This window comes from Arthrobacter sulfonylureivorans (assembly GCF_047607445.1).
GTDB lineage: Bacteria > Actinomycetota > Actinomycetes > Actinomycetales > Micrococcaceae > Crystallibacter > Crystallibacter sulfonylureivorans_A.
This window is the reverse complement of record NZ_JBLKRT010000005.1, coordinates 12,426-29,642: the sequence shown is the minus strand read 5'-3', so window position 1 is coordinate 29,642 and position 17,217 is coordinate 12,426. Positions and strand designations below refer to the sequence as shown.

At 62.0% G+C, this 17,217-nt stretch carries 14 protein-coding genes; 8 read left to right on the top strand and 6 right to left on the bottom strand.

Annotated elements, in window-relative coordinates; all coding sequences use genetic code 11:
• Positions 1-4: 4 nt before the first annotated feature.
• The 6 genes from yidD to ACMX2H_RS03590 all read left to right on the top strand — a co-directional run bounded on the left by yidD (position 5) and on the right by ACMX2H_RS03590 (position 5,163).
• Complete coding sequence (gene yidD, locus ACMX2H_RS03615) at positions 5-385, top strand: membrane protein insertion efficiency factor YidD (protein ID WP_414959109.1); 381 nt, start codon at positions 5-7, stop codon at positions 383-385.
• A gap of 2 nt (positions 386-387) precedes the next feature.
• Positions 388-1,353 (top strand): membrane protein insertase YidC, encoded by a 966-nt coding sequence (gene yidC / locus ACMX2H_RS03610; RefSeq protein WP_414959003.1) that lies wholly within the window; start codon positions 388-390, stop codon positions 1,351-1,353.
• The gene (locus tag ACMX2H_RS03605; protein WP_414959002.1) at positions 1,350-1,916 is read left to right on the top strand and encodes a Jag family protein; all 567 of its coding nucleotides are present in this window, start codon (positions 1,350-1,352) and stop codon (positions 1,914-1,916) included. The genes yidC and ACMX2H_RS03605 overlap by 4 nt, the downstream gene beginning before the upstream one ends.
• Positions 1,917-1,950: 34 nt before the next feature.
• Entirely contained in the window at positions 1,951-2,592 is a 642-nt protein-coding gene (rsmG, locus tag ACMX2H_RS03600) for a 16S rRNA (guanine(527)-N(7))-methyltransferase RsmG (RefSeq protein WP_414959001.1), read from the top strand.
• 99 nt (positions 2,593-2,691) lie between these two features.
• Complete coding sequence (locus ACMX2H_RS03595) at positions 2,692-3,777, top strand: ParA family protein (protein ID WP_414959000.1); 1,086 nt, start codon at positions 2,692-2,694, stop codon at positions 3,775-3,777.
• A gap of 84 nt (positions 3,778-3,861) precedes the next feature.
• The gene (locus ACMX2H_RS03590; protein ID WP_414958999.1) at positions 3,862-5,163 is read left to right on the top strand and encodes a ParB/RepB/Spo0J family partition protein; all 1,302 of its coding nucleotides are present in this window, start codon (positions 3,862-3,864) and stop codon (positions 5,161-5,163) included.
• A 2,790-nt stretch (positions 5,164-7,953) separates the two neighbouring features.
• On the opposite strand, the gene ACMX2H_RS03585 is transcribed toward ACMX2H_RS03590, so the two are convergent.
• From ACMX2H_RS03585 to ACMX2H_RS03560, 6 genes are all read right to left on the bottom strand, one after another.
• Positions 7,954-9,141, bottom strand: a complete 1,188-nt coding sequence (locus ACMX2H_RS03585; protein WP_414958998.1) for an N-acetylmuramoyl-L-alanine amidase — start codon at positions 9,139-9,141, stop codon at positions 7,954-7,956.
• Positions 9,142-9,145: 4 nt separating this feature from the next.
• Positions 9,146-9,472, bottom strand: a complete 327-nt coding sequence (gene trxA / locus ACMX2H_RS03580; protein WP_136785518.1) for a thioredoxin — start codon at positions 9,470-9,472, stop codon at positions 9,146-9,148.
• A 26-nt stretch (positions 9,473-9,498) separates the two neighbouring features.
• Positions 9,499-10,509 (bottom strand): thioredoxin-disulfide reductase, encoded by a 1,011-nt coding sequence (gene trxB, locus ACMX2H_RS03575; RefSeq protein WP_414958997.1) that lies wholly within the window; start codon positions 10,507-10,509, stop codon positions 9,499-9,501.
• A gap of 111 nt (positions 10,510-10,620) precedes the next feature.
• Positions 10,621-12,126 (bottom strand): ABC transporter substrate-binding protein, encoded by a 1,506-nt coding sequence (locus ACMX2H_RS03570; protein WP_462677829.1) that lies wholly within the window; start codon positions 12,124-12,126, stop codon positions 10,621-10,623.
• Positions 12,127-12,239: 113 nt separating this feature from the next.
• Positions 12,240-13,934 carry a murein biosynthesis integral membrane protein MurJ gene (gene murJ, locus ACMX2H_RS03565; protein ID WP_414958995.1) on the bottom strand — a complete coding sequence of 565 codons (1,695 nt, stop codon included), beginning with the start codon at positions 13,932-13,934 and terminating at the stop codon, positions 12,240-12,242.
• A gap of 56 nt (positions 13,935-13,990) precedes the next feature.
• Positions 13,991-14,515: an NUDIX hydrolase gene (locus tag ACMX2H_RS03560; RefSeq protein ID WP_205754436.1), complete on the bottom strand. Its 525-nt coding sequence runs from the start codon at positions 14,513-14,515 to the stop codon at positions 13,991-13,993.
• A 102-nt stretch (positions 14,516-14,617) separates the two neighbouring features.
• On the opposite strand from ACMX2H_RS03560, the gene ACMX2H_RS03555 reads away from it, so the two are divergent.
• Complete coding sequence (locus ACMX2H_RS03555) at positions 14,618-16,204, top strand: CCA tRNA nucleotidyltransferase (RefSeq protein WP_414958994.1); 1,587 nt, start codon at positions 14,618-14,620, stop codon at positions 16,202-16,204.
• 2 nt (positions 16,205-16,206) lie between these two features.
• Entirely contained in the window at positions 16,207-16,950 is a 744-nt protein-coding gene (locus ACMX2H_RS03550) for a histidine phosphatase family protein (RefSeq protein WP_414958993.1), read from the top strand.
• Positions 16,951-17,217: the final 267 nt, after the last annotated feature.

The window sequence follows — 17,217 nt, the reverse complement described above, 5'->3', positions numbered from 1 at the left end:
CTGCATGCAGGCTTCCTCTTCCACCGTCACCGCCAAGAGGATCCATACGATCCCGCAGTCCGTGTTGGTTGGAGCTCTGACGGTCTACCGCAAGACCGTGTCGCCCTTGTACGGCCAGGTCTGCCGCTTTTTCCCCTCTTGTTCTGCCTATGCCCTTGAAGCTGTGACCGTTTATGGCGCCACCAAGGGCAGTTGGCTGGCTGCGCGACGGTTGTGCCGATGCCATCCATGGAATCCCGGAGGCGTCGACCATGTTCCGGCGTCGCCTTCCTATGACCGCTGGCTGCAGGAAAACCCGGCCAGGATCCCCCGGATAATGGAACTCAATCACCCTGTTATTCCGGCCGACGATGAAGGCCGCGACGCGGCCCGAGGAGCTAACTAGTAATGGACTTCTTATACACGATCCTGACCCCCTTCACGTGGGTCGTGTCCTGGATCCTGTGGGCTTTCCACGCAGGCTTCTCTTGGCTCGGCATGGACCCGGCCAATGGTTGGACTTGGACGTTTTCGATCATCGGTCTGGTGCTGGTCATCCGTGCCGCGCTGATCCCGGTCTTCGTCAAGCAGATCAAGGCGCAGCGCGGTATGCAGGCGCTACAGCCTGACCTTCGGAAACTGCAGCAGAAGTACAAGGGAAAGACCGACCAGCTCTCGCGTCAGGCTATGACGCAGGAGCAGATGGCGCTCTACAAGAAGCACGGCACCAATCCGTTCTCTGCCTGCCTGCCGATGCTGGTCCAGATGCCCTTCTTCTTTGCGTTGTTCAGCGTGCTGAACAACGCCTCGCGCGCCAATGACAACGGGGAAGGCATTGGCGCCCTGTCGCCTGAACTCATCCGGCAGTTCGACGAATCCACCATCTTTGGCGCCCCGCTTTCGGCTTCCCTGCTGCACGGCGGCGGTGGCGCGAACCAGGCCGCGGTTATTGTCCTGTCGATCATCATGATCCTGGCCATGACCGCCTCGCAGTTCATCACCCAGAAGCAGATCATGGCCAAGAACATGTCTGCCGAAGCCATGCAGTCTCCGTTCATGAAGCAGCAGCAGATGATGCTGTACATCCTTCCGCTTGTCTTCGGCATCGGCGGTATCAACTTCCCGATCGGTGTCTTGATCTACTGGACCACCACCAACTTGTGGACCATGGCCCAGCAGTTCTTCGTCATTCGGCGCATGCCCACGCCCGGATCGCAGGCAGCCCGTGAGCTGGCCGAACGACGCGCGAAGAAGGGCCTGCCGATGGTTCCGCTGCTCGGTGAACGGAAGACAGAGGAGCCTGCTGTTGAAGCCCCCGCCGAGCCGAAGGGCCAGCGCAATCAGCCACAGCGTAAGAACAGGAAGAGAAAATGAGCAGCGAAAGCGTATCCGAAGTGACTGAAGAACTTTCCGGCGAAGCAGCTGCGGCAGACGAACAGCAGGAAGCTGCCGTTTCGAATTCTGCCAAGCGTTTGGACGAAGAGGGAGACGTAGCAGCGGACTACCTCGAGGAACTGCTCGACATCGCAGATATCGATGGGGACATCGACATCGAAGTACGCAATGGTCGCACCTACATTTCGATTGTTTCCGAAGACGAGGACAATGACGCCCTCAAGTCTCTCGTAGGGGCGGACGGAGAAGTGCTGGAGGCCCTGCAGGAATTGGCCCGATTGTCGGTCCTGACGTCCACTGGCAACCGTTCGCGGCTGGTTCTGGACATCACCGGCTACCGCGAAGGCCGCAGCAAGGAACTGCTCAAGATCGCCCAGGACGCGGTGGCCGAGGCCAAGGCGAGCGGACAGGATGTGGCACTGGAGCCGATGAGCGCGTATGAACGCAAAATCGTCCACGATGCCATCGCTGACCTCGGGCTGGTCAGCGAGTCGGAGGGCGAAGGTTCCAACCGCCACATTGTGGTGTCGGTGGAGTCCTGAACTTGGGCAACGGTCGCTTGGATAGGGCATAGGTATGTCCACAGTGGAGATGACGGTGGCCGAATCCAAGGCTGCCCAAGCGGTATTCGGCGAACGGCTGGACCTCGCCGAACGCTACGTGGCGCATTTGGCAACCTCCGGAATCGAGCGGGGACTGTTGGGCCCCCGCGAAGTCCCACGGTTGTGGAACCGACACGTCCTGAACTGCGCGGTTGTCGCTTCGCTGATTGGCCCGGATGCCTCGGTTGCCGATGTCGGGAGCGGCGCCGGCCTCCCAGGACTGACCTTGGCGCTGGCGCGACCGGACCTGCACCTGACGCTGATCGAGCCGCTTGAGCGGCGCGTGGTGTGGCTCAATGAAGTCGTCGACGACCTTGGGCTCGACAACGTTACCGTGGTACGTACACGGGCAGAGCTTGCCGCGGACGAAGTCTCGGCGGATTTTGTGACCTCGCGGGCGGTGTCTGCTTTGGACAAACTCGCACGGCTGTCCATTCCACTGCTGCACGGTAGCGGCGAGATGCTTGCCATCAAGGGTCGCAGCGCCGCGGACGAGGTCGAGAAGGCCTCGAAGGTCATTCGGAAGCTGGGCGGCCGAGAAACCGAGATCTTGACGGTTGGAGATGGACTCCTGGAGGAGCCCACGACGGTCGTCAGAATCGTCGTTGCCGCGTAACCTGTTGGTCCACACACCCCCGGATCGTCCGGGAATCCTGCCGCGCAACGATAGGCTAGGAGGGGTCGGTGCCGGGAGAGTGAAAGCGGGCAAAGTGAAATGGCGATGAGCGACATGGTTTCGGGATTGGCCGAGGCTGAAGCCGATGAGTCGTCTGCATTTAAGCATCGCAGCCAACCTGATGGGGTTGTTTCTGGCCCCGAAGTTGGTTTCGTTTCACGTGAAACCGCCCGCGCTGGTCAGGCCGAACTGGCCAACTCCGACGTCAAGATAGAGGCTACGGTTCCAAACGTTATGGATTCGATCGACGAAAGCACACCTCTCGCTCATGAATTGGCGAGCGAAAACCGCAGGCGTGAACGATTGAAGGCCAAACAACTTCCTCGACCGACGCAAACCAGGGTACTAACGGTCAGCAACCAAAAGGGTGGCGTCGGCAAAACCACCACCACGGTCAACATTGCGGCGGCGCTGGCTACCGCCGGCCTGAACGTTCTTGTCATCGACATAGATCCCCAAGGGAATGCATCGACGGCTCTGGGAGTCGAGCATCACGCGGATGTCGACAGCATCTACGACGTCCTCATCAACGACATGCCGTTGGGCGAGGTGATCGCCCAGTGCCCGGATATCGAGCACTTGATTGTCGCACCTGCAACCATTCACCTGGCCGGTGCAGAGATTGAGCTGGTCTCGTTGGTGGCGCGGGAACAGCGCCTGCGCCGCGCCATCGAAGTTTACGCACAGGAGCGTGAATCGGCCGGCTTGCCTCGCCTGGACTACGTCTTTATCGACTGCCCACCCAGCCTTGGTCTCCTCACCGTCAACGCTTTCGTTGCAGCCCAGGAGGTCCTGATCCCGATCCAGTGTGAGTATTACGCACTGGAAGGGTTAAGCCAGCTGTTGAAGAACATCGAAATGATCCAAAAGCACCTCAACGCCGGCTTGGTTGTCTCCACCATCCTGCTCACCATGTACGACGGCCGCACGAACCTTGCGGCCCAGGTGGCAGCCGAGGTCCGGGAGCACTTCCCGAACGAGGTTCTGAGCGCGGTCGTCCCGCGGTCTGTGCGTATTTCCGAGGCTCCGAGCTATCAGCAGACGGTTATCACTTATGACCCGTCCTCCAGTGGGGCACTCTCTTATCAAGAGGCAGCGGCTGAAATCGCCGAGCGCGGCAAGTAACTGAGAATTCGGTCTGTAACGGTAGAATTACGCCTTAAACGAGGCAGTGCGCGACAGCTCGGCGCACGACGGAAGAGGGTCCAGATGAGTGAAAAACGCCGTGGCTTAGGACGAGGCTTGGGCGCACTGATTCCCAGCTCTCCTGCAAGCGAAGCACCCGAGCCGGCCCAAGGCGAAGGTGCCCAAGCCAGGAAGCGGACTGAGCGACCAGTCGACGTCTTCTTCCCTCCGTCCTCCCGCCGAGAAGATGCGAACGCGGCAATTCTCACCACCACCGACTCCGAGACTGTTTCTGGATCGAGCGCTGCCCAGATGGCAGAGGTTCTGCGGGCTCCCAGGAGAACCACGCAGACTGGAGCTAAGAAGCCGGCCGTTAAGAAGCCGGTGGCCAAGAAGCCGGTTAAGCGTGTGCCCGCTGCTTCTTCGCGCCCAGAGAATGCGGGCCCGGAGGAGGACTCTGCAGACTCGACCCTTCCTGCCATCGAGCAGCCAGCCGTCGAGGTCACCGACACCGAGCAGTCTTCCCTCGGCACCGGTGTTTCACGTGAAACTGCTGGCCAAGACTTAGTCGAAGTCCCAGGCGCGACCTTCGCAGAGGTCTTGGTTTCTGCAATTCAGCCGAACCGGAAACAGCCGCGCAGTGTTTTTGATGAAGAAGATATGGCTGAATTGGTGCACTCCATCAAGGAGATCGGTGTCCTACAGCCAATCGTCATCCGCCCCGGTGACGACGTTGAAGCCCAGTACGAGTTGGTCATGGGTGAACGGCGCTGGCGGGCAACCAAAGCAGCGGGCTTGGAAACCATTCCGGCGATCATTCGGTCGACCTCCGATGACGATCTGCTACGCGACGCGCTGCTTGAGAACCTGCATCGGAGCCAACTGAACCCGCTCGAAGAAGCGGCAGCGTACCAGCAGCTGTTGGACGACTTCGGCTGCACGCATGACGAGCTGGCGGATCGCATCGGACGCTCGCGTCCGCAGGTCTCCAACACTTTGCGGTTGATGAAGCTCCCTCCGCTGGTACAGCGGCGCGTTGCAGCAGGTGTTCTTAGCGCCGGTCATGCCCGTGCCCTTCTTGCGCTGACTGATCCGGCCGAAATGGAGAAGTTGGCTCAGCGAATCGTTGCCGAAGGCCTCTCCGTCCGTGCGACAGAAGAGATTGTCTCGCTGAGCGATGGTCTGCGCCGGCCGAAGCGGGAAGGGAAGCCCCGCGAGGGAGCCAGGCACGAACGGCTAGACTACCTAGCCAACTCGCTTTCAGATCGTTTGGACACAAACGTGAAGATCACCCTGGGAGCCAAGAAGGGTCGCGTCAGCATTGAGTTCGCAAGCGTGGATGACCTGAATCGCATTATGGATGTACTGAATCCTGCAGCGCCTTAAGTGTCGTTTCACGTGAAACTAAGGGACCCGTCCATTGCGGACGGGTCCCTCCGTTTTAATTGCCAACTGGAGTGCATGTAAGTGGTTCATGGCTCGAGCCCGGGGAGTGGTCTCATGGAACCGGCCTCCGCCCTGGTTCTTTGGTGACAGGGTAGGGGACGTCAAAGGTGGGAGGTACATACTCCTATTGCCGGTATGCAGTAAACGATCAGCCCCGACTTGGGCTGAGCCGTCTATTCGAAGGTACGCCTGACGAAGGTCCTGCTGCGTCGTAGCTTGGCTAATGGGAATCCGGCAGTGGTCAAATGCCGGACCTAGGCCGAGTTTCACGTGAAACGCAGGAATGTAGGAACACATGAAAGTTTCGTGTCTGCAGTGGATATGTCTATTCTTCGGCGAGCCGAAGTTGGTCGGTACATATGTTGGTCAGTCAGCCGACGACGTCAAGCTCGCATGGTTGTTACATGGCATCGCGACCGGCCCATCCATGGGGTCTCGACAGTGGTGTCAGCGGCGCTAGTCGATCGCGTATTGGACTGTGCCAAGAACGCTTCCCTGTCGTTAGCCGTTGCGTACTGTGATCCGGACAGCAACGCAAGCCACCCAGGTGTGCCAGGAGCACAGCAGTTCGGGATCAACCAGAGCAGAGCGGCTGTAACTGGGCTTGTTCCCGCGCGGCGGCAATAGGGACATGGCCGGCGGAGATAGAACACTCCGAGCACGGGGTCCGGAAGGCCAGAATACAGCCCAACACAGACGCAAAGCTCCTCTTTTGCGGTCTTGCGTTGTCAGGCGAGCGTGTTTCACGTGAAACGCTGCCTCTACACGATTTCTGCTAGTAAGCAGACGCGGCTTGAACAATAACCCTGGCTCTTGTTTTCAGGCAGGGCACTCGGCATACGGGTCCTCCTTGAGCAGCGAAGCGCGGGCCGATAGCCCGAGTGAGTCGTCCGAACCGATCGGTGCCGAGCTGGGCGAGAGGGAAGAAGGGCACCTGAATCCCACGCGGAACACGGTCTCGCGAACGAAGGGAGCCCGGGGTCGAACATGTTCTAGAACATAGTCCTTGACGACGTTTCACGTGAAACTAGGCCCTTGCACCTGGGTCGACAAACGTGATGTGCGCCTCAGTCCCTCGGCTAGGGAGGTATGACCTTCAAGGAGGCTAATCGTAGCCAAAGCACCAATCGTCCACCGGACTTTAGATTTGGCGCCAAGAAGCCGGGCACGCCTTAGCCGATGTCGACGGTAACCCCCCACCGACCGGGCGCGCCCTCCTTGGGTTCGGAGTCTGAAAGGTTCGAGCCTTCTCTTAGAGGGCTTCCTACGGCAAGGGTGCACGCTACGGCAAGGGTGCACGGGTCTAGTTTCACGTGAAACAGCTCCGGTGGTCCTTCCTCATTTGCTGGACTCTGGCCTGCGACCCGTATCCAATCTCAGGTCGACGCTAAAGCGTGGCCTCGACATACTAGGTGGGCCCGGACTGGCCTTCGACGGACAAGCCTGAGGGTCAAGCGAAGAGCACGATCTCGATGAAGCACGGTAGTAAAATGACCGATCAGCAGCGGTGCTTGGGAGACGAGGCTCTATGGTCGCTCTGGCAGGTGAGCTTCACGTGAGACACTACTTCTCTGTAAGGCCGATGGTTGCGGACCGACTGCCTTGTGGGCCTGCGCGTGTGTTTGTCGAAGACGAATGGTCTAAAGAAGGTCATACCTGGTGTCATTTATCTCAGACCGTTGTCAGTAGCTAGGTGCTGGTCCTCCAGTGGGGACGAGGTGCTGGGCTTCCCTCGAGCACTAGTGGACGGCCAGTTAGGCTCGGTCCGGATCTCATGGGACTGGGATCTCGACCTATCGTGACATTAGGATCCGTTGAACTAGCCAGCTGGAAACTGGTCCCCTGAGCTGCGCCGAAGCGCCGGCGAGTATATGGCTGATCTCGCGTGCCGCCTGCCCATATCTACGTACATGATGGGCAGTGATGGTCTCCCCAGAGCCCTGAGTCTCGTATTGGCTTCCGCCCTTACCGGCCAGGTCCGGATGAGTGGTTCCACGTGAAACATCGAGCCTGAACCCTGCGGTCATTCCAACGGCGATACCAAGCCTCTGACGGCGACCGAACCGGAGCTCCGATCGAGATAGATCTCAAGCCTCAGCACCACGTTCCCTGTGGCTTGAAGCGGTTGAGACGAAGATGTGGACATCTACTCACCTAGAGACAGATGGGGTAGTTGCCCACGCAGGCCTCAACCCTTGTGTGTTCAGCGCCGGGTAGCACCGTCCGGACCGGAGCGAGGATGGCGGTCCCCGCACTGGCTGCATTTCTCTATAACGGTTGTGGCTAGTGGTGTGGTGCTGGCATACGCGTGCTTCGCAAACTTACGTCGCTCTACGGCCTGATGCGGGAAGAGAACCGATACAGTTCTCGCCGCACTGGAGCAGCGATGCGTTTCACGTGAAACAGAGGCAGCTGTTCCACGGATGCCTGATTTCCAGCAGCTTGAGAGATGCTTTCACGCGTGGTCAGGGCAGCTCCTCCCATGGCGATCAGAGCGATGATGGGTAGCTGATGACGGCTTGGCTGCAGGCAGGAGCTCAACGGGTTGGCACCGTTTGGCACCGTTGGGAATGACCTCAAAGCCCGGATCTGATGGGCATCAGTTCGGGTGGAGCAACCGAATGTCCGGAGGCACACCATGTATTGCTGTCCCGCCGATCGGACACCGAGGGCGGACAGCTTCACCGGTTTCACGTGAAACAGACCAGAACGGTCCAGAAAACGGGCGTTCTAAGTCGGGGGATTGAAGCGAAGCACGTCGTCTAGCGCAAGTGTGCCAGTCGGCTCGTCGTCCTCTTCGAGAAGGTAAAGGCGTTGGATCGCGATGACGATGGAATCAGCCAAGATCTGGCGGTAGATCGGGTCAGCAAGCCGGGCGGCATCGACCGGGCTGCTCAGGTAGCCGATATCTAGTTGGACAGACGGTGTGCTGGGGAGACGGAGAATGTCCCAGCTGCGCCCATGGAGGCCCAGGGATGTGGAACCGGTCCGAGCCACAATCTCCTTCAGGATCAGTTCTGCGGCACGGTGGCCGATAGGGGAACGGACCTCACCGGACTCAGGCCGGCCCCAAAAGAAGGCGCTGACACCGTTGGCGGCTGGTTGCGGCAACCAATCACAGTGAATGGCAATGCTGAGGCTCGGGGAAGAGGCCTTAATCAAGTCTGCGCGGACGTCGCTGCCGTCCACGGGCGGCTTCTCGATGATTTCTACGCTCGCGCCAAGTTCTGACAGGATCTTTCCGACACGTTGGGATACATCGCCGGCGACGAGCTGCTCAGTCAGAGGTTTGCTCGTGGAAGAGTCAACGATATCTGTTGGTGCATCGATGCCGGATCCTGGCGCGATGGTGATGGTGCGTCCGCGGAGTGTTGCAGATGCTTGGCTGAGGCGTTCGTAGTCGCGCAGTGAGAATGCTTGGCTCGGACTGATCGTCCGGTTGATTCGCTCCATTGAGGCGAGCAGTTGCTCATTCACGACGCCGGAGGCTTCGAGGCCCAGGTTCAATTGCAGTTCACGGACCGCCAGGTAGGTGCGTTCCCCATACTCGCCGTCGATGTGGCCGTAGTAGAACCCGAGAAAAGACAGCTGCCGCTGCAGTTCGGTGACATCGTCCCCGCGCAGCGCCGGACCCTCCACAGAGTAGGCAAGTGGGCGGGCACCCAGCTTGAACTGCGCCTCGGCCAGCGCCCGTTCCGTCTCGGGGCCCGCAATCCCGTCAACCATCAATCCTCGGCCCTGTTGAAAGGTCCGGACGGCCGCGTCCACATGGTCATCAAACACCATGGGGTTGTTTACCTGGTCTGGAGCCAAATACGCCATAGAAACGCCAGCGCGTAGTAGCCCTTCGCGGAGGGCTACTACGCGCCGACTGATGTCTGAACGGCGCAGACTCTGGTCTGTCGCGTCGTTGTCCATCTTGTTAGTTGAGGAACTCAGCGAATTCCTGCTCGATGACCTGCTTCGGCTTCGCGCCAATGGAAGTGGCTGCTACGGCACCGTCCTTGAAGACGTAGACGGCAGGGATGGAAGTGATGCCGTACTGAGCTGCCGTGGCAGGGTTGTCATCGACGTTGAGCTTGACGACTTCTACCTTGCCGGAGTGTTCGGCAGCGATGTCATCAAGGATCGGAGAGAGCATGCGGCAAGGGCCGCACCACTCTGCCCAGAAGTCGACAATGACGGGCTTGGTGGACTTCAGGACATCCGCTTCAAAGCTAGCGTCGGTGACATCTTTTGCGTTGCTCATGCTGTTCTCTCTTTCTCGAACCGAATTTAGACGGTTGCAGGCTCAGCGATGGAGGCCTTGTTGCTCGTAACGTCGGCCAGGTAGTGTTCCACGTCGATGGCGGCGGCGCAGCCGCTTCCCGAGGCGGTGATTGCTTGGCGGTAGGTTGGGTCGATGACGTCCCCAGCGGCGAAGACTCCAGGCAAGGAGGTCTTGGAGGAACGGCCTTGCACCGCAATGGTGCCCTCGGGGGTCAGTTCCAACTGATCCTGGACGAGAGAGACCCGGGGATCATTGCCAATAGCGACGAAGACGCCGGTTACAGGCAGTACTGTCTCCGACCCGTCGACCGTGTCCTTGAGCTTCAGGGCCGTGACCTTGTTATCGCCTTCCAGGCCCACGACCTCGGAGTTCCAGACGAACTTGATCTTCTCGTGCGCCAAGGCGCGCTCCTGCATAATCTTCGAGGCACGCAGCGTATCGCGGCGGTGCACAACGGTGACCGAGTCGGCGAACTTCGTGAGGAACAAGGCCTCTTCCATCGCAGAGTCGCCTCCGCCGATGACTGCGATGTCCTGGCCCTTGAAGAAGAAACCGTCACAGGTTGCACACCAGCTGACGCCGTGTCCGGCGAGGCGCTTTTCATCCGGCAGTCCAAGCTCACGGTATGCAGAGCCGGTGGAGATGATCACCGCGCGTGCCAGGAAGGTCTCGCCGGATCCGATGGTGACCTTCTTGATGTCACCTTCCAACTCGAGGCTTGTGACGTCTTCGAAGAGGATCTCGGTGCCAAACCGTTCGGCCTGCTTCTGGAAGTTCTCCATCAGCTCCGGACCCATGATGCCGCCGGGGAAGCCAGGGTAGTTTTCCACATCAGTGGTGTTCATCAGCTCGCCGCCGGCCTCAACCGAGCTGGCGATGAGCAACGGATTGAGATTGGCTCGCGCAGTGTAGACAGCTGCCGTGTAGCCGGCCGGACCGGACCCAACGATGATGACGTCGCGGACGGACGGTGTGGTTTCTGTGCTCACTGCCTGCGAACCTCTTCCTCTGATCATGATGTAAAACTAATCCGGCCGCCTTGAGCGGGCAGCAGGGACAACACTTCTCTCAACGGCACCCGGCACCGGCTTATTCCGTGCCGTGACGGCACAGACCGCCCTCCGCCGCTAGGAGACCTCGATCTCCGCCATGCGGATGCCGTAAGGCGGACCGCCCATGGGGTTGGAGAGCTTTGGCAACTGCGTGAAGTTGATCAGGACATACTGGGCCTTCGGAGCAGCGCCGTCCTCTTCAGGTACCGGAATGGTTGTCTTCTGCGCGGTAAAGCTGCCCTGGGCAACCTGGTCGGCGCCGTCCAGGGTGGGTTCGTCATTCAAGAGCACGGAGAAGTTTCCACCGGTACCGCTCAGCTGCGTCAGCACCACCGAACTGATGCTCGACGCTTCCTCCAGTTCGACGACCAGCGCCATGTTTCCGGCATAGCCACCGAACTTGTCCGATACGTACTGGAAACTGGCCCAGTAGGTGGCGGGATTACCGTCCACGGCTTCGGATAGCTTGCCGTCGTTTTCCGCGTCGAGTTCCTGCATGTCCGGAACCTGGCGGGTGAGGTCAGCGATGACGGGCTCGACAACTTCAGCAGCCGGGGCCGATTCTTCTTCCGCACCGGTTTCCGCCGGGCTGGAGGCTGCACCGGTTTCATTTCCGGCATTGGACCCATCGGCGACCGGGCCGCCGCGGAAGAGATTCAACTGGCTGACCGCCACCACAATGGCGACCACCAACAAGACGGCCAGCAATCCGCCCACCAGCAACTTGGACGACCGCGGGCTGTTGCGTTCCTCGTCGTCGTACTCGTCGTACTCGTAGTCGTCAGTATCGGGTTGGTTGCCGGTGCGGGCCGCCACCGGGAACGTGGCGGCGGAGCGTACCTCAGTCTGATCGTCGTCGTCCTCCGGCCACAGGCTGACCTTCGGCTTCTCGACCGGCGGCTGGGCCGCGGCTGGTCGGGCAGCCGGGACCTGCCGCGAGACAGGCGCCGTCGCAGGGCTTGCATCCGCAGGGGCAGGAGGGGCAGGAGGGGCTGACGGCGGCGGCGGCACATGCGCGCCGGCAGAGGCAGCAGCGGCGGCCGCTCCCGCGGCGGATCCGGTGCCCGAGGGCACGCCCTCGGGCTGCCGACCGAACCGGGCTTTGGCGGTCCCGTCCGGAGCGTTTTTGCCCAGCTTGGGCAGATCAAGCTTGTTCAGGCGATCGCGCAGGCTCTGCCGAGGCTCTTCTTCGTATTCCTCGTACTCGTCCTCGTACGGCTCAGGTTCGGTAGAGCGCACCTGGCCGAAGATTTCGGAGCCGAGCGTGTCGGTAAAGAAGGGCTCAACATAGGGGCCATCCCGCTGAATCACCAGGTCCAGCAGGTCGGCGGCCTGCGCCTCGTTGGTGACCAGATAGGTGAACCCGTCGGCATTGCCAAGGTCCAGTATCTGAACGTTGCTGGCCCGCTCGCCGGTGGCGATTTCGCGGGCGCTCATGGCTACCTGGCTGGCATTTTCCGGTGCCGACACCAGGATGCTGACGGGCCGGTTGAGCACCTGGTCCACACCGTCGAGGACCAGATCGTGTTCGGCTGAGGCAAGCACTTGGGCAGTGACCTTGTAACGGCCACCAAGCAGCATGCCCACATCAACTGGCTGCGGCACTAGTTCCTCCCGGCTGTCCTGGACTGGCGCCCCGGACTAGATAATTTGTTTTCCATGCTAGCCGGTGCCGGAGCCGATTCCCGTTTCTGTCAGGCGCGTCCGGGCAGCCGTTTCAGGATCGGCGCCAGGAAATCATTCAACTCTTGGACGCGCATGGCACGCAGCAGCAGCAGGTAAACCGGCGCCATTACCAGTCCGACGACGGCGATGGTTACCATCGCGGAAATGATGGACTGCCAGGCGAATCCGCCAGGAGCGTAACCACCGAACAGCCACAGCACCCCCGCGCCCACCAAACCGGAGCCCAGAGCCGCGTAGCCGAGCCGAATGTAGGTGTCCACGACGTGCCCCGCGCCGTAGTCTCCCAGCCGGCGTCGGGCAAAGTGGTGCGCCAGCACGGCCGAGACCACATGGAACACCGCGAACAGCAGGGCCAACGCGTAGACCACCATGGTGGGATCCACCAGCCAGGCGATCAGCATGGCCAGCAGTACCGAGGCGCCGGAACAGATGGCCTGCATGATCAGCGGCGTCCTGGCATCTTCCTCCGCGTAAAACACGCGTCCCAGGAAGAAGTAGATGCTCATGAACGGCATGCCGGCCGCCACAATGGCAAGGACCTGTCCCATCGACGCAGCGGAGGCCGCTGCGGTGGGGCCGGAACCGGCAAACAGCCGGGCCAGCGGACCGGCCAGCACCACCACAGCCGCCGAACCGAAAACGGTGGCCACACCGATGGTGCGCAGGCCCGAACTCACGGTGCGCCGGACGTCATCCACGGCACCGGTTGACTGCTGGCGGGACAGCTGGTTGAACAGCACGGTGGCCACCGAGAGAACAAAAACCGAATGCGGCAGCATGGCGATCAGTTGGGCCGTGTTCAGCGCATACTCGCCGGGGACCGAGGCACCGGAACCGGCGAGCTCGGCACGGGCAGCGGTGGCGCTGGACGCGATCGTCCCGTAGAAGAGGTAGGCGGTGTTGGCGATGACCATGGTGGCAAGGCTCCAGAGCGCCACCTTCCCGGTGGCCGCGAAGCCCATCCCGCGCCAGCCCAACTTGAGCTTCAGGCCCAGCCCCAACCGGCCCAGGGGCCAGAGCAGGATGAGCGCCTGCAGCACAATGCCCAGGGTGGTGCCGCCGGCCAATACCGCGGTCTGCGCGCCGGTCCAGAGTTCCGGGTCCCCCCGGCCGGGCAGGTAGCGACCGTACAGCGCAATGTAGAGTCCCAACGTGCCGATGGCCACCACGTTGTTCAGGGCGGGAGCCCACATGTACCAGCCAAAGCGGCCGTGGGCGTTGAGGACCTGGCCCACCACCGCATACAGGCCGTAGAAGAAAATCTGCGGCAAGCACCAGATGGCGAAAACGGTGCCCAGTTCCAGCATGACCGGGGTCCAGTCCCTGGTCAGGGCGGAGATGATCGGTCCAGCTAGAAGGGTTGCCACCGCCGCGATGCCGGCCAGCACCAGCAGCGTCAGGCTGAGCAGCCGGCTGACAAAGTCGGCGCCGCCGTCGCTCTTCTGGCTTGCTTTGATGATCTGCGGCACCAGCACCACATTGAACACCCCGCCTGCCAGCAGCAGGTAGATGATGTTCGGGATGGTGTTGGCCTTCTCGAAGATGTCGCCCATCGTCGTGTTGGCACCGATGGCGACCGCGAGCAAGGCGGTCCGGATGAAGCCCAGGACCCGGGACACCATGGTTCCGGCCGCCATGATGGCGCTGGACTTGGCCGTGCTGTGCTGCACGGGGTTTTGGGCGGGGATCTTGGTCTCGGACATTGTCCTCTATGTTCTCACCTGAAAAACGGCTCGAAGGCCGCACCCGGCAGGCAGGCTCAGACGTGGCCGGGCAGGACTTCCCGGGCCAGGTCTACGATCCGCCGCTCGTTCGGGAAGGAGAGCTTCCGGCCCAGATCGGCCAACGGCACCCACGCGACGTCGACTGCCTCGTGGTCCGGGTCATTCTCGATGGTGAGCAGGCCGCCGGTGGCCTCGAGCAGGAAATGGTGCACGGTCTTATGGACGCGGTGGCCGCTGACGGTGAACCAGTAGTCGATGCTGCCGAGCGTGGCCAGCACCCGTCCTTTAATTCCCGTTTCTTCTTCAACTTCGCGGACGGCGGCCTCTTCATTGGTTTCCCGGCCTTCGGGATGGCCCTTGGGCAGGCACCACTCGAGCCGGCCGCCGCGATTGAATCGCGCGATGATCGCCACATTCAGGTCCGGGGTGGACGTATCCACCACCACGCCGCCGGCGGAAATTTCCTCCACCGTAGGCAGCGAATGGTGTCCGGGCGCGGCGCTGCCCACTGACGCTGTCAGCGGGGTGCGCTTCGGGGCGCTCGGGACCGGGTGTGCCATGCGTCCACTCTAACGATTTTTGTCACGACCTGAGGATGCCGACGCCGAGCCGCCCGGACATTGTTAAACATCGTGTCCGGCATCTGGCACGCTTAAGTCACTATGGTTCACCTTTTTGGTTCGCAGTTCCCTTCCGCAACCGGCTCCAACGCCCCGTCCCTGCCGTTGCCGGACGTTGTGATCGAACTGGGAAAGCTCTTTGCGGACGCCGGACACGAGCTCTCGCTGGTCGGTGGACCAGTGCGCGACCTGTTCCTGGGCCGGATCTCCCCGGACCTCGATTTCACCACCGACGCCGACCCGGACGCGACCATCGCCGTCGTCAAGAAATGGGCGGACACGTTCTGGGAGATCGGCCGCGAGTTCGGCACCATCGGCATGCGCAAGGGCGATCACATGATCGAGGTGACCACTTACCGGGCGGAGGCCTACGACCCGGATTCCCGTAAGCCCGTGGTGGCGTTCGGCACCTCCCTGGAGGACGACCTGTTCCGCCGCGATTTCACCATGAACGCCATGGCGTTGCGGCTGCCCTCGCTGGAACTGGTAGACCCCTACGGCGGCGTGAAGGATCTGCATGCTGGCCTGCTGCGCACTCCGGGCGCGCCGTCGTCGTCCTTCTCCGATGATCCGCTCCGGATGATGCGCGCCGCGCGCTTCGCCTCGCAACTGGGGGTCACCGTGGCTCCCGAGGTGGCGGCCGCGATGAAGGACATGGCCGGCCGGATCGAGATCATCTCCGCCGAACGAGTCCGCGACGAACTGGTCAAGCTGGTCAACGGCAAGGACCCGCGGACGGGCGTGGACCTGTTGGTGGACACCGGGTTGGCCGACCACGTGCTGCCGGAAGTTTCCGCGCTGCGGCTGGAAATCGACGAGCACCACCGGCACAAGGACGTTTACCAGCACTCGCTCACCGTGCTGGAGCAGGCGTGCAGCCTGGAGACGGACGACGACGGCGCGCTGCCGGGTCCGGACTTCGTCCTGCGCTTCGCCGCCCTGATGCACGACGTCGGCAAGCCGGCTACCCGCCGCTTCGAACCATCCGGTGCGGTCAGCTTCCGCCACCACGACATGGTGGGCTCCAAACTCACCGCCAAGCGGATGAAGAAGCTGCGCTTCGACAACGACACCATCAAGGCCGTGTCCCGGCTGGTGGAATTGCACATGCGTTTCTACGGCTATGGCGAAGCAGGCTGGACGGATTCGGCCGTGCGCCGGTACGTCAACGACGCCGGGCCGCTGCTGGAACGGCTGCACCGGTTGACCCGTTCGGATGTCACCACCCGCAACAAGCGCAAGGCGGAGCAGCTCGCCTTTGCCTATGACGACCTGGAGCAGCGGATCGCCACGCTGCAGGAGCAGGAGCAACTGGACGCCGTGCGGCCGGACCTGGACGGCGCCCGGATCATGGAACTGCTGGGTATCAAGCCCGGACCGTTGGTCGGCCGTGCCTACAAGTTCCTGTTGGAAGAACGGCTGGAAAACGGACCGGCGGCGCCGGAGGAGGCAGAGGCGAAACTCCTGGCCTGGTGGCGGAAGCAGCCGGAATTTGTTCCGGTGGTCGACCAAGGCGCGCCGGCGCCGCGCGGACCGGTGGTCGACCAAGGCGCGCCGGCGCCGCGCGGAGACCGGGATGCTCCGGTGGTCGACCAAGGCGCGCCGGCGCCGCGCGGAGACCGGGATTAGCTGTGGCCGCAGCCGGCACGCATGATTTCCCGGTGCTATGGCTGATGCGCCACGGCGAAACCGAGTGGTCGCGGGATCACCGGTACACCGGACTGACGGATCTGGAGCTCACGCCTGCCGGAGTGCAGCAGGCCCGCGACGCCGCCGCGAAGCTGGCGGGAGTCCGTTTCCGTACCGTCCTGACGTCCCCGCTGGTCCGTGCGCGCCGGACTGCCGCATTGGCCGGCTATCCGGAAGCGGAAGTGGTGCCGGAAGCGCACGAGTGGGACTACGGGGACTATGAGGGACTGCAGAGCGCCGCTATCCGGGCGGTCGACCCCTCGTACCTGATCTGGACCCACGGAGTCCGCGGCGGCGAGTCGCTGCAGCAGGTGGCGGACCGGGCCGACCATGTCATCGCGAAGGTACTCGACGGCGGAGACGATGCAGCTTCCGGCGGTGGGACTTCCCGCGTCACTTCCGCGGGCCGTATTCCGGTCGGTGGGGCGTCCGAGTTCCGCACTGCCGAAATGAGGCCTGGGACCTCCGCCGATATAGCCGCCGAAGCGTCCGCCGACACGGCCGCCGAAGTGTCCGGGCCGCGGCAGGTTCTGCTGGTGGCGCACGGACACTTCCTCCGTGTGCTGGCGGCCCGGTGGCTCGGCATGGACCCGATCGAGGGCCGGCATTTTGTCCTGGAGACTGCTGCCGTCTGCCGGCTGGGCTGGGACAAGAAGACGCCCGCCATAGCTGGCTGGAACCTCTAGCCACCGACGCTAACGCGGGTTGGCGTAGCCATGTCCGCGGTTTTGCTGTCAGGCTCGACGCACCCGGCGACCGATTCCGCCTCCTGTCTGTATGCGGTCAGCCGGCGCAGCCGCCCAGGGAACGTGGCGACAATCGACTGGCGAATAGATGCTGCTTCAAAGCTGCGACACGCCGGGAATAGCCGCAACTATTCTCCACTCGATGAGCTGCGGGCACCGGATCGTGCACTGGCCTTCCGCGCCGTTGCCCCTTTTGGTGGTTGTGGC